General features: G+C 52.5%; 10 protein-coding genes and 1 tRNA gene. 2 read left to right on the forward strand and 9 right to left on the reverse strand.

The window, feature by feature from the left end; all coding sequences use genetic code 11:
- From AC0L6S_RS07125 to AC0L6S_RS07145, 5 genes are all read right to left on the reverse strand, one after another.
- Window positions 1-1,851 (reverse strand): carbamoyltransferase family protein, encoded by a 1,851-nt coding sequence (locus tag AC0L6S_RS07125; protein WP_473427734.1) that lies wholly within the window; start codon window positions 1,849-1,851, stop codon window positions 1-3.
- Window positions 1,852-2,189: 338 nt separating this feature from the next.
- Window positions 2,190-2,921, reverse strand: coding sequence for a sulfotransferase family 2 domain-containing protein (locus AC0L6S_RS07130; protein ID WP_473427735.1), 732 nt, complete (start codon window positions 2,919-2,921; stop codon window positions 2,190-2,192).
- A gap of 121 nt (window positions 2,922-3,042) precedes the next feature.
- Window positions 3,043-5,637, reverse strand: coding sequence for a glycosyltransferase (locus tag AC0L6S_RS07135; protein WP_473427736.1), 2,595 nt, complete (start codon window positions 5,635-5,637; stop codon window positions 3,043-3,045).
- A gap of 536 nt (window positions 5,638-6,173) precedes the next feature.
- Window positions 6,174-6,581: a nuclear transport factor 2 family protein gene (locus AC0L6S_RS07140; protein WP_473427737.1), complete on the reverse strand. Its 408-nt coding sequence runs from the start codon at window positions 6,579-6,581 to the stop codon at window positions 6,174-6,176.
- A 559-nt stretch (window positions 6,582-7,140) separates the two neighbouring features.
- A tRNA-Ala gene (locus tag AC0L6S_RS07145) sits at window positions 7,141-7,216 on the reverse strand.
- A 200-nt stretch (window positions 7,217-7,416) separates the two neighbouring features.
- On the opposite strand from AC0L6S_RS07145, the gene AC0L6S_RS07150 reads away from it, so the two are divergent.
- Window positions 7,417-7,791, forward strand: coding sequence for a DUF4345 family protein (locus tag AC0L6S_RS07150; protein WP_473427738.1), 375 nt, complete (start codon window positions 7,417-7,419; stop codon window positions 7,789-7,791).
- A 13-nt stretch (window positions 7,792-7,804) separates the two neighbouring features.
- On the opposite strand, the gene AC0L6S_RS07155 is transcribed toward AC0L6S_RS07150, so the two are convergent.
- Both AC0L6S_RS07155 and AC0L6S_RS07160 read right to left on the reverse strand, forming a co-directional pair.
- Window positions 7,805-8,470, reverse strand: a complete 666-nt coding sequence (locus AC0L6S_RS07155; RefSeq protein WP_473427739.1) for a PaaI family thioesterase — start codon at window positions 8,468-8,470, stop codon at window positions 7,805-7,807.
- Window positions 8,467-9,942 carry a hypothetical protein gene (locus AC0L6S_RS07160; RefSeq protein WP_473427740.1) on the reverse strand — a complete coding sequence of 492 codons (1,476 nt, stop codon included), beginning with the start codon at window positions 9,940-9,942 and terminating at the stop codon, window positions 8,467-8,469. The genes AC0L6S_RS07155 and AC0L6S_RS07160 overlap by 4 nt, the downstream gene beginning before the upstream one ends.
- Window positions 9,943-10,350: 408 nt before the next feature.
- Here AC0L6S_RS07160 and AC0L6S_RS07165 point away from each other — a divergent pair, with 408 nt between their 5' ends.
- Window positions 10,351-10,833, forward strand: a complete 483-nt coding sequence (locus AC0L6S_RS07165; RefSeq protein WP_473427741.1) for an FKBP-type peptidyl-prolyl cis-trans isomerase — start codon at window positions 10,351-10,353, stop codon at window positions 10,831-10,833.
- Window positions 10,834-10,878: 45 nt separating this feature from the next.
- On the opposite strand, the gene AC0L6S_RS07170 is transcribed toward AC0L6S_RS07165, so the two are convergent.
- Window positions 10,879-11,631 (reverse strand): glutathione S-transferase N-terminal domain-containing protein, encoded by a 753-nt coding sequence (locus tag AC0L6S_RS07170; RefSeq protein ID WP_473427742.1) that lies wholly within the window; start codon window positions 11,629-11,631, stop codon window positions 10,879-10,881.
- A gap of 3 nt (window positions 11,632-11,634) precedes the next feature.
- Complete coding sequence (gltX, locus tag AC0L6S_RS07175) at window positions 11,635-13,125, reverse strand: glutamate--tRNA ligase (protein WP_473427743.1); 1,491 nt, start codon at window positions 13,123-13,125, stop codon at window positions 11,635-11,637.
- Window positions 13,126-13,191: the final 66 nt, after the last annotated feature.

The raw sequence follows: 13,191 nt of genomic DNA on the forward strand, positions 1-13,191 counted from the left end.
TCAGTCCAACTCAAACTCATCTTTCCAGCTATCGCTGCCCTCCCAGGCGGGCTGATCCGTTTTCGCGAGCAGGAAGTTATCTATTATCAGGTAGTCCATCTCAGTACGCATAAAGCAGCGGTAGGCATCGTCCGCCGTCATCACAATCGGCTCACCGCGCACATTGAACGAGGTATTGACGAGCACACCACACTCAGTCAGTTTATTGAACTCACTGAGGATACTGTGGAAATAGGGGTTGGTCTCTTTGTGTACGGTTTGAATACGCGCAGAATAATCTACGTGCGTAATGGCCGGCAAGTGTGATCGTGGCACGTTGAGCTTGGCAATACCGAACAATTGCTCCTGCTCTTTCGTCATCGCAATCCTTTGCTCTTCCACCACCGGTGCGACAAGCAGCATATACGGGCTGGGGCGGTCCTGTACAAAGTAGTCGGATACCCTTTCTGCGAGTACTGCCGGAGCAAACGGTCTGAAGGACTCACGGTATTTGATTTTCAGATTCATAACTGACTGCATCTTCGGACTGCGCGGATCACCTATGATCGAGCGCCCACCCAGTGCCCGGGGACCGAACTCCATACGCCCCTGCGCCATGCCCACGACATTTTCATCGGCGAGAATCTGTGCCACGCGAGGAAACAGTTCGGCGTCTGGAAGTTGCTGGTAGACGGCACCGTAGGCATCCAGTTCCCGCTTGATGCCCTGCTGGGAGAATTTTGGCCCGAGATAGGCGCCGGTCATCAAATCGGCCTTGTTATCCACCTCGCGCGGGCCTTCCTTATAGTGGTGCCAAACCACTGAAGCGGCACCGAGTGCTCCGCCGGCATCGCCGGCAGCGGGCTGTATCCAGATATCCTTGAACGGCCCTTCACGTAGCAAGATACCATTGGATACACAGTTTAATGCGACGCCGCCCGCAAGGCAGAGGTACTCCGCGCCCGTTTCCTTGTGCAGCGTCTGGGCCAGGCGCATTACAACCATTTCGGTCACTTTCTGAATCGACGCCGCCAGATCCATTTCGCGTTGGGTGATCTCTGTTTCCGATGTGCGCGCCGGCCCGCCGAACAATTGCGCAAACTTGTCATTGGTCATTGTCAGACCGGTACAATAATTGAAATATGACATATCGAGACGGAACGTACCGTCTGCTTTCAAGTCGATCAGATTTTCCAGGATGAGATCCACATAGACCGGCTGGCCGTAGGGCGCAAGGCCCATCAACTTGTACTCGCCGGAATTGACCTTGAAGCCGGTGAAATAGGTAAACGCTGAATACAGCAGGCCCAGAGAGTGAGGAAAGTCTATCTCCCACAATGGGGTGAGCCGGTTACCCTCCCCCATCCATGCCGATGTGGTAGCCCACTCTCCTACCCCATCAAGGCACAGCACGACTGCCTTTTCATAGGGGCTGAAAAAGAACGCCGAAGCCGCATGGGATTGGTGGTGCTCGGCAAACATCAGCTCGGGCAAATCACCCTGTTTGCAATTGCCGAGCTTGGCCAGTTCACGCTTAAGCGTAGTCTTCAGGTAGAGTTTATCTTTCAGCCAGACCGGCATGGCAGCTATGAACGAGCGGAATCCTTTCGGCGCATACGACAGGTAGGTCTCCAACAGGCGTTCAAATTTGACAAAAGGCTTATCATAGAACACCACGTGATCGATATCGGTGACGCCGATTCCCGCCTCCTCTAGGCAATATTGGATTGCTTCGGCAGGAAAATCCGGATCGTGCTTTTTTCGGGTAAACCGCTCCTGCTGCGCGGCCGCTACGATGCTGCCGTCGCGAATCAACGCAGCCGCGCTATCGTGATAATAGGCTGAAATCCCAAGAATGTATGTCGCGCTCACGCTGTTCTTCTCTATCCTGTTAACACCGTCATACCTGCGACGAGTGTGTGGAAAATTCTTATGTCCAACTTATGCGGAAAATACTGTACAGCCCCGTCAACCCCAGAGAGTACAGGATTACCGCACACCTGGGACAGTGCGTTTTGTGATCACAGTCTCGAAATCGGCCATCGCACTACATCCCTTTCACAAATATGTGCTGACACTACGAGTTCTGCCAAAACATCACCGCCTAAGCCGGAACCCGATGTCTGACCACCTACTGGAACTCTGCTTCGAGTGGTTCCAGCCCCTCGTTCCCCAGACGCTATTATGATGGAGACACAGCAGAAATATCACTAAAACTTGCTGTCTACGGATTCAAAAAACGCGATATCGTCCTGATTCGCCTCTATAAGAGCTCGATACGTTTGGGGAGACATCTTTTCCCGAATGTCTTCAAGCTTCTCATCCATTGTCATATCTATGTCTCTAGAAACATTCTGCTGCGTACTTTTCAATACTATATCTTTAAAACCAAACTCCCGCAGCGCACTCTCCAACTTCTCTAGCGACTGGTCAAAGCGAGAAACCACACCGACAAACGGGAGGTTCATTGCTGCCTTTTGGGCGCGTTCCAATACAGTGCCCGGAGAGCGGGGAAACATTGCGGAAAATCGATGCACGTGAAAGTTCCGACACTGGTAATCATGCAGTCGCGCCAAACGCGCTTCAACATACTGGGACAAATTCGTTCTTCTGGCCAGCTCCGAGCCGTAGGTATCGCTGCCCTGCCTGCGCTCGAACGCATACACCGATGCTACTCTGTCTATAGGGTGACGTAAGAATATGACGGGGAAAATTCGCACGCCCTCAACCTTTGGTAGTGGCAATTGCGCGGTATGCGACGAAAAACATTTGGCATTAACGCTTTCTGCAATCCAGTCGTGTAGCTGCCTCTGATTCTTAGGCGCTTCAGATGAAAACTCCTGGGTCACCCACTGACTCGGCTCAAAGTTGGCCTTAAAACTCTCATCCAGCGAGGTGCCTGCATTTTTAAACAAATGATAATGGAGGATTACGCTCCGCATACCGTCGCACCTGCCCTTTTTCCCCCGCATGAGCTTGGCTATGGTTTTTCGCACCGTCAGCCCTTTACTGCGCGCTTAAGGTTATTTTTGCTATTGAGGCTTGTTTGTTCATGCAATGACGTTACGAGTAGAGTTCGACACTCGCAAGTATCTTTCGGAACTCATTGACGCCGTGTTCAAAAGAGTACTTTTCATTGGCTATAATTTTTTCGTTCTCGGAAAACTTATCCCAGAGATCCTCGTTGTCATACAACTTGATGATGGCGTTCACCCAGGCATCCGGGGTATCAGTGTCGGCTATCAATGCGCTGATACCATGAGACAACCCTGTGCCTTCCGCTGCCATTTCCGAGATGACACAGGGCGTACCATAGGCCATGGCCTCCAATACCTTCCCTTTTATGCCAGCGCCAGAAAGCAACGGTGCAACGAATACCCTGTGTTCGTGAAACACCTCGTCCAGAGTTTCGGCAAAGCCTACGATTTCGATGTTTTCGCAATCGAGCTCATCGTAATCATCCGGCATATTGCTACCGTAGACTGACAGTTTTATATCCGGGCGCACATTCAACAACAGTGGCATAACATCTTCTACCAGATAGTTTAGTGCTTCCCTGTTGGGTGGATGATTGTAACTACCCAGAAACGCAATACCCTTTCTTTGTGCGAAAGCAGGACCCTCTTCTTTCTCTTCCAGTACCCAGGGTGTCAAATGCAGTTTATCCACTTCGCAAATATGGGATGTGATTACTGCGTGCTCCGTATGCGTATAACTCAGCACGGCATCCGCTTTTCTGCAAACATCCAACTCGGCGTCGCGTGTTGCCAGTGCCTTTTGCAACTCCTCCTCACCCGCATTGCCGGACAGGGACGCGCGCATTCTTCGCAGAAAATGTAGATCGGCATTATTGAACAAGATACGAGCGTTCCCTTGTGAACGTATAGTGTCGATATACTTTTCGGCCACGACATAGCGCGTCAGGTAGACCGCGTCCATTTCAGGGAGTCTTCTGGCGAATATCTCACTGATAGTGCTGTAGAAAGGTGCGTACAAAACCTCTACGCCCATACGCTGCAAATCCAGCGTATAAGACCCGAGGTGAGCCAGATTTTCCGGCACGAATGTGACCTTGCATCCCAGCGCCTGGAGTAACTTGATTTCCTGAATCGCTGCGTAGCTGCCTGCATCCTTGTCAGGCTGCGGCGTGGCATAGTCCAGCACAAGGACGCGATGTTCAACATTCCTGTCCTTTTCTATCAGCAAATTGTCGAGGCTGGCGACACCGTTATCCCGAAATGCTTTAAACCATTTTGCGCCAAATTTTTTCTGATTGAGGACCTGGTTTTTCTTCAGCCCTTTGGTGACATCCGTACCGTGACTCTGGCCTTCGAAGTGCACCACCTGTGAAAACGGAGTGTAGATTGTCTTGTAACCTGCCTTCCTGACTTTGAATGCAAGATCGGTATCTTCAAAGTAACACGGTGCAAACTCCTCACTGAACAGCCCTACCTCCTGCCAGAGATCACGGCGAATGCACATCGCAGCTCCGGTCAGATAGTCTACGTTTCGGACGTAGTTGAATTCCGGAGCGATCGGGTTGCAGTTTCGCCCAACATTCCAGGGGTTGCCATCACTCCAGACAATTCCGCCCGCTTCCTGCAAACTGCCATCTGCATTGATCAGTTTGGAGCCAACCATGCCGCACTCCGGATCAGCATCCAAAACCGCGACCAATTCATCCAGCCAGTAGGATGTCACTTCCGTATCGTTGTTCAGGAATAGGATGTACTCACCCTTGGCGAGACTCGACGCCTTGTTACAGTTGCGCAAAAAACGTAGGTTTTCGCTGTTTCTGGACACCACGAGATTACCGATGATCTCCTCTGCTGCGCTGGTCTCGTCGGTGGAGTAATCGTCTGCCAGGATAACTTCATAGCTCGTTTTGTTATATGAAAACGCAATTGACGCGAGACAATGATATGTCAACGCAAACTTGTTGTGTGCCGGGATGATGATACTGACTCTTGGATTATCATATTTGGGCAGTTTGAAGGGCGGGAACTGCTTCCGATTTTCAAATGACTTGACCAGTGCGTTGTGCAGCAGATTGAGTTCTTTAATCGTTAACGACGTCTCACCTCTGCTAATCGCTTCGATCTGATATTCCAGTGTTTCGTAACGATGGCCGGCTTGCTTGGGTAACGACAGAAAACCGGGCTTTTTGTAGCTCTTGTTTATGTGCGTCCAAGGCGTTGGAATACACTCACATTTGACAATTTCCATCCCCAGCATATTGGGAGACCCTTCGATCCCAAATTTCAGGAGTTTGTCTGAACCATCCAACAGGCTGGCGGGTAACGGAGCGCGTATGCCGATGGTTTCGTCATGGCCGGAAATGGTCACCGTGCTGATCGGCTCGTCATCCGAATAGACGACAAACTGCCGACCTTTTAAACTGGCTTTTGCATGCAGCGTTGTATGGATATGCCCATCCGCATACCGGATAGAACCAATGAAGACATCGGTAATATCAGTACATACCGAGAACTCTGAATGCTGTATCGGCTCCAGGGATTCGGCCTCACAGAGAGATAATTCAACGCTCTTTTTATCCGTCACGATATCCTGCAATTCGATAGTGAAAAAATGAAATCCCTTGTGAATATTCATCTCTTCGAGGTCTTTCCGATATTGATCTGCCTTTCCAGTACCCACAATACGCCCCTCACACATTACACTTACGAGCACCGGTTCATCACTAATCGATGAAGCTGACCAGCCAGTTAACGTACCTGCATCCAGGGACTCAATGTGACCGTGAAGAACCTCCTCCTTCACAGAGCGTTTATCAAACTCAGGCTTCCTCCACTTTCTGGTTTTTCTATCTTTGGCACTTAAAAAGCTCATAGTACATCCCTATTTACTAGCCCTATGACTAGCTCTAACGCTATCGCTTCTATCATTTTGGAAAACAGGTACATTTTCAAGAAAAACTCATTTATCCAGTTCTGTCACTGATACAGGTCAAGCAGGTTGACTTAGCAGCTTTAGGATGATTCTACATTCAGAGTGAAAAGATCACTATTAATTAGCTATCAGACTGAGAACGGAGTCCGATTCCCACACGGTTCTGTGCGCCAGTACTCATTCCAATGGCAGCGACGGCCCGGTGCCGGGGCTCCCCGCACCAACATGGTGCCAATAACACCGACACACCAAAAAGCATATAGTCACTAACAATATAGAGTAAATCACTTCAGGTAGTGCGCAAACGCAGCGTGGACTTTTCCGCTGTGATTGAAGTGAAACGATTCTGCTGACAACCCCCGAACTCCGTTATAGATGATTGTAACGCTATTCGAACCTGTTAAAACGTGGAGCTTTTCGAACTTCAAATCTGGGTATTTCTGAAAAGCCTTTGACCAGTAGGCCTTCACTTTTTCCTTTCCTTTGAGAGTCCCCGATGGCTCCTGCATTGCCTCGACAATAACTGGGGATGACATCTCAAAATCACTCGTATAGTGAGACAGAATCTTCTCGAGATCGTGCTGGTTCCAGGCCGCAATCCAGTGATCGGCAAACTCGTTCGCCAATGCGGCGTCCATAATGGCTTCATCTTGTGACACTTTTATTGTCGCCTCCATGTACCAACCCATCATGATGTGTCTGCTGTTAACCTTTCCACACTCAATACTTATTGGCGCAGTACGATTGTATGATACCTCGCCCGCACCCTGGCATGTGAAATAAAAACAGGCATGGAGGATATCGACATTCCAATGGGCAGCCCCCTGCGCTGACACGGTCAGCGGTTCGCACGCGGTGCTAGAACCAAAAAAACCGACACTCTCGCGAATGCCGGCTTTTTGTTTGGTGGAGCTAAGCGGGATCGAACGGGCAGGCCCCCTGCGCTGACACGGTCAGCGGTTCGCACGCGGTGCCAGAACCAAAAAAACCGACACTCTGCGAATGCCGGCTTTTTGTTTGGTGGAGCTAAGCGGGATCGAACGGGCAGGCCCCCCCTGCGCTGACACGGTCAGCGGTTCGCACGCGGTGCCAGAACCAAAAAAACCGACACTCTCGCGAATGCCGGCTTTTTGTTTGGTGGAGCTAAGCGGGATCGAACGGGCAGGCCCCCTGCGCTGACACGGTCAGCGGTTCGCACGCGGTGCTAGAACCAAAAAAAACCGACACTCTCGCGAATGCCGGCTTTTGGTTTGGTGGAGCTAAGCGGGATCGAACCGCTGACCTCAACACTGCCAGTGTTGCGCTCTCCCAGCTGAGCTATAGCCCCAAAAACTGTGCTAACTTGTTGATCAAAATAGCTTTTTAACGCGACTTGATCCACAGGAAGCAGCGCATTCTAGTGTTAGCCACCCCCTCTGTCAACTCTACAAATACCTCAGTGTACACCTTCAGAGGCGAACCAGGTCATCCGGGCGCGCGCATGTGCTAAGCTTCAGCGCACCCCCCACCGATCTTCAGGAGACAATCATGTTGGGTAGAGCACTTCTTTGGGTTTCAGCGCTGGTGTTTATCGGTTATGGATTGGCTTGCCTGTACTCCCCACTACTGCCTGCCGGATACGCCGGTTTCACGCTGACCAACGGCGATGCCTATGCCGAAATGGGGGCTATGTACGGTGGCCTCCAACTGGGCTTTGGGGTTTTTTGTCTACTGGGAGCACTGCGCATGGATTTCAGGGGACCAGCGCTAACAGCGCTACTGTTGCTGGTCGGAGGGCTCGCTATTTCCCGTTTGTACTTCACAGCAACCGGTGCGGAGCCTGTAGCGGGCTATACTTACGGTGCCCTGGTGTTTGAATGGCTGACAGCCGGACTGGCGGCGCTGGCATTAAAGAAAGCCTGACAATACGCGCTGACTAGGTTTCTATATCGGCGGCGCAGATAAACAGACCTTCGGCGGTTGCAGTCACCTTGCCGTTCACGCGCATTTCTCCGCGGCTATGCTGTTTTCGTCCGTCCTTTCGCACATTCATACCGCGCAATTCAATAGGCGTATTCAAGGGCGTTTTGTCATGGTACTTAATCGTAAGGGTACCGGTAAAGCCGGCGCGCCCCGATACCACATTGGCCATCGCAAGGATTTCATCGAATACGGCGGCGATAATACCGCCATGAACCGAGTTGGGTGGGCCGGCATAGGTCGATGAAAAAGTGGCTTCGCCGCGGACCTCATCATCGCCGTGCTTCCAAAGCCTCAGCGGCAGCGCAATAGGGTTGCGCCTTCCGCTGACCGGGCTGTAGGGCATCACGGAGGTGATGTCATCGTCGCGCCAGACAATTTGGGACATGTCGCTGCCGATGGATATCGTAGACCATCCCTCGCCCTGTTGTAACCAGGGCTTGAGTGTTTCCATCGCTCGCTGGATATGCCGGGTTGTTTCCGCCAGCACCTCGTCCGGCGCGTCACTGCAGCGCAGGTGATTCACCAATTGGGCGACATCCTGACTGATCGCCTCGGCCAAGCTTTGAGATTCTACCTCAGCGCTTTCCCCGTGAATGCCCGCAACCTGCTCGTCGGTCACAGGTGCGACCATAGGTCGCGACGATTGGCGGTTCTGGAAACTTCCAGAACACCGCCGGCTTCGAGAAGTGGGCAACTACCGGCAAGTGAGAGCACGGTATCCATATCATCAATTTCCACCAGCGTATAACCGCTCATCGCCACCCCCTTGTCAATCGGAGCGGCATCATCGCGGCTCACAAGCGTGGTATTCGCTACCGCATTGATACTGCTACCTACGGTATGCTTCGAAAACGTGGACAACCAGTCGCTGAATTTCTCACCTATCTCCGCACCCATATCCTCACTCAACGAATCGCCGTCAAAAAAATAAGTGATGATATGTGCAGGTGTGCGGGATTTGGGTTCCCCGGCGGCGGGTTGCGCCTCAAAAGCGTTATCGGTTGCTTCGTGACTGCCGGTATCGGCTTCCCTGGCAAACTCACCCTGTACACGCTTGAGCTTCTGCTTAACCGCCTTGGCATCATCCGCTGAAAACTCCTCGATGAAAGTAACAAGTTTCTCCAGGAAATCCGCAAACTCCATTCTAACGGCTGCTCCCGGATTAAATTCCAGAGCCCATCTGACCACCGGTTGATAGGACTCTCGGGTAGGAACCGGCGGCTCAGCGCTGGAGTGCCCATCGTAATTGTCTGAGGCAACTGGAGTAGGTATTTTGAAATATTCATTGACCCAGAGCAGATCCTCCTCGGTGGCATCCCGGACCTGCTCCAACAGCGCGCGATCATACACAATAGGCGTATCAATATCGGGCGAGGCCTTGATGATGAAATCAGAAATATTTGTCGCAAAAATACCGCCGTGCAGTCGGTTCATGCGCCGCAGCACTTCAGCCTCCTCCAATGTCAAGCTTCGGTTGACCTTCTTCTTCAGCCTTTTCAGACCCTTGGTGTCGATGCCTATAATTTCCGCGAGCGAGCCGTATATATCTTTCTTTGCAACGTCATAATTAACTGCGATTACCTTGTCGCCAAACACACGCACATAACGCCTGAGATATTCCACCGAGCGGTCAAATGCAATATCTGAACTCTGCTCCCCGAAACGGTGGGCGATGGAGCTCCGCTTGATGCCCTGCAGATAGGTTGAATACTGCTGCTCATAGACACTGCGTATGTAAACAATGACAGTGACGTCTATATCGCATTTGGTGCAGATGTCATGAATTTTCTTTACAAATGGCGCCCGGATCCCCTGGAACAATTCACAGCTGACAAGTGCCACATTATTCTTGGGGTTGAAAAAGTAGGTGGTGGTCAACAAGCGTTCCACTTCGTCAAAGTCCTGATCGATCAGCGCGCGTTGCAGGTCGTAGCCATTGCCGGATGAAACCTCACCGGTTTTCGCATGGGGTACCAGATCAGCGTAGTCGACGCCCTGTTTGGACAATTCCTTGGAGTTGAGAGAAAGCCATGATTGAAGTGCAGAGGACCCTGTTTTACCCAGTCCAATATGCAAAAACAATTTCTTCATTTTTAACGTCCACCGAATACGCCATCGGGCATAGTAGTCAAGTCGTAGAAAGGAGGAATGCCGCTTGTTTCAGGCTATACCTGTCTCGGAGCCCTGCGTGCCCTCGTCACCTTTGGGTTCTGATACTATTCGTCCATAAGTACTTGTCTGGAAAAACAATTCACGTATTGTAATGCGAAGCGGCCCTACCATCAAAGATGAATCAAGAGCTATCGGACCGGAATGCGAAAGCGCTCACACCTGAGTCCCTCGCAGATTCCCCATACTGACGTATCGAATGTCACACAGCAATAGAACAGGTAACAGGGCCGCTCTACCGTATAGCGGCTCAATCCGGTTAAGTCAGGGCTAGGAGTTTCCGACTTATGCCTTTACTATCTGCACACCACCCGGCAGAGGAGACAGGCAGTGCAGATAGGACCCGAAACAGTAGTCAGCTTTCACTACACTTTATGCGATGAGTCGGGCAAAGAATTGGAGACTTCACGCGAGGGGGAGCCGGCAACATACCTGCACGGCGCCAACAATATCATCGCCGGGCTGGAATCTGCCATGGCTGGCAGGCAAAGCGGGGACCAGTTCAGCGCCACCGTGAGTCCCGAGGAAGGCTATGGCGTGCGCAATCCCAACGGGGTCCAACGGGTACCGATCAAACACCTCGCTTTCAAAGGCAAATTACGTGCAGGGGCTGTGGTGCAACTGAGTAGCAGTGAGGGTCTGCGCACCGTCACCGTGGCCAAGGCGGGACGGCATACGGCAGATATCGACACCAACCACCCGCTGGCTGGCCAAACGCTGGTATTCGATATCGAGATACTGGAAACAAGAAGCGCCAGCGCCGAGGAACTGGCGCACGGTCATGTGCACGGCCCGGGCGGGCATCAGCACTGAATCGACTGGGTAGCGAGTTCTATCATCGCCGCGCTTTGACGTAAATTACTCGCTGTAGACATCCCACAGGTAGTCGAGAATATCAGCCGACTCAAACAGACCCCGCTCCGTATTCGGGTCATAGAGATAGGGTATTGAAACCTTGCCTTCCGTGTCCTGCAGCAATTGACGGTTCTCCACCTCGCTGTCCGGGTTGATATTCAGGCGTTCCCGCAGTGGCGGCAGCACCCACTCCTCAAAGCGCGTGCGACCACAGTTGCGCAGGATGTAGGGTATTTCCATCTCGCATAACAACTCCCGAACAGGTCTCGCGTAGGGGCTGGATTCAAAGCTGTACAGCTCAAGCATATACTCGGGCAGCCTGCCCGGCTTCGCCTTCATCCCACGGCCAGCCCGCGGTGCGCTGGCCAGCATCGAACCCAGTGTCTGTAACTTGCCCGCCTTCCATTTCAGCGGCAGTTCACGCTGCCCATAAGTGCGGAACAAATAGGCGACGATGTCCAGGGACTCGTACATCTCTGCACCGGTATTGGGGTCAACCAGGTACGGGAACTGGGCCTTACCACCGCGTGCCATCAACTCTGGCCGAAAGCGCTCACCGGCTTTGGGACAGGGATAAATCTCTACATCCAGATCCAGTTCTGTCAGGGCCTCTCGCACCAGTCGGCAGTAAGGGCAGTTTTCGATGTCATACAGTTGCAGGGTTTGCTCCGGCTTCAGCGCCGCTGGCGCACTCTGAATACCGTTGCTGGCGCGCAGCAGCGTCGCCATCATCGAAGAAGCCATATTGCCTGCCATCACTTAACCCTCATTTAACACCCGGTAGCTCTTTTCCAGTTTTTTCATCGCTTTTTTGGATACGCCGCCCAGCACGGTTATCGCGTGGCGTATGCGCGCGCGGCTCATATCAGGCCCTAACAATTCCATCGAGTCTACCACTGAAAACGAGGCACTGGAGCCGGCAATGGCAATAAAAAGCGGGGCCAGAAAATCCTTTACCTTGACATCCAGTACATCTGCCAGCGCCTTCAGCTCATCCCAGATATTGTCTCTGCTCCAGTGTCGCAACTCTTCCAGCCGCCACAGCGCGAATTGCATGTTTCTGACGATATCCTCGCGCTCGCCTGAAACGGAGGAGAAACTCTCTTCGCGGATGGGCAGCGTGCCAGAGACCAAAAAGCCCGCCAGCGGTGCGAGATCACTCAAGGTCTCCATGCGTTTGCGTGCATGGGGCAGAACCTGCATGAGATTCTCGCGGTTGTAGGCCCAGTCTACCAATCGCTGGGCCAACTGGTTGTCATCCAACTCCTCCCGTATCCACATGCCGTTCAGCCAGCTGAGTTTCTCCACATCGAAAATAGGGCCACCGAGGGAAACGCGTTGGATGTCAAAATTCTCCACCATATCCGGCAGTGAAAATTTCTCTCGCTCGTCCGGCATGGACCAGCCCATTCGGCCCAGATAATTGAGCAATGCCTCCGGCAGATAGCCCATGCGCTGGTAGTACAGGATACTGGTTGGGTTTTTGCGCTTGCTCAACTTGGACTTGTCCGGGTTGCGCAACAGCGGAAGGTGGCAGAGGGTGGGCATCTCCCAGCCGAAATACTCATACAGCAATTTATGCTTGGGCGCGGAGTTGATCCACTCTTCACCACGCAATACGTGGGTGATGCCCATCAGATGGTCATCAACCACATTGGCCAGATGATAGGTCGGCATGCCGTCGGATTTCAGTAGTATCTGGGCATCGACCATGCCCCAGTCCAACTCTATCGTGCCGCGCAACATGTCTTCGATGGCGCAGCTGCCCTCCTCTTCCGGCACCAGCATGCGTATCACATGTGGGCTGCCGGCCTGGCGACGCTTCTCCGCCTCCCCTTCACTCAGTTGTAAATCCGAGGGCTTGAGCGCAGTGCTATTACCCGCCGCGCGGCGCGCCTCGCGCAGTTCATTCAACTCCTCTTCTGTGCGGTAGCAAATGAACGCCTTACCGGCCTCTACCAATTGCTGTGCGTACTGACTGTATATCGCCATCCGTTCGCTCTGGCGGTACGGGCCATGCTCACCGCCGGTATCCGGCCCTTCGTCCCAATCGAGACCCAGCCAGCGCAGAGAATCCAGAATGGCCTGCTCAGACTCTGCAGTGCTGCGCGACTGGTCGGTGTCTTCGATGCGCAGCAAAAACTGTCCGCCGTGCGCGCGCGCAAAGCAATAATTGAACAGGGCGATATAAGCGGTGCCTACATGGGGGTCACCGGTGGGAGAAGGTGCAACACGGGTGCGTACAGTCATGGGTATCGGTTGTCTGGAAAAAAGAAGTCGCGATTATACGGTGTCGGGGTGGTAAATCCCACTTGC

The sequence above is a fragment of the Halioglobus sp. D3-4 genome, assembly GCF_055809315.1.

Coding starts and splice junctions, on each gene's coding strand:
- gltX (WP_473427743.1), bottom strand. CDS start 13,125: ATGACTGTACGCACCCGTGTTGCACCTTCTCCCACCGGTGACCCCCAT.
- AC0L6S_RS07160 (WP_473427740.1), bottom strand. CDS start 9,942: ATGAAGAAATTGTTTTTGCATATTGGACTGGGTAAAACAGGGTCCTCT.
- AC0L6S_RS07170 (WP_473427742.1), bottom strand. CDS start 11,631: ATGGCAGGCAATATGGCTTCTTCGATGATGGCGACGCTGCTGCGCGCC.
- AC0L6S_RS07150 (WP_473427738.1), top strand. CDS start 7,417: ATGTTGGGTAGAGCACTTCTTTGGGTTTCAGCGCTGGTGTTTATCGGT.
- AC0L6S_RS07140 (WP_473427737.1), bottom strand. CDS start 6,581: ATGATGGGTTGGTACATGGAGGCGACAATAAAAGTGTCACAAGATGAA.
- AC0L6S_RS07130 (WP_473427735.1), bottom strand. CDS start 2,921: ATGCGGAGCGTAATCCTCCATTATCATTTGTTTAAAAATGCAGGCACC.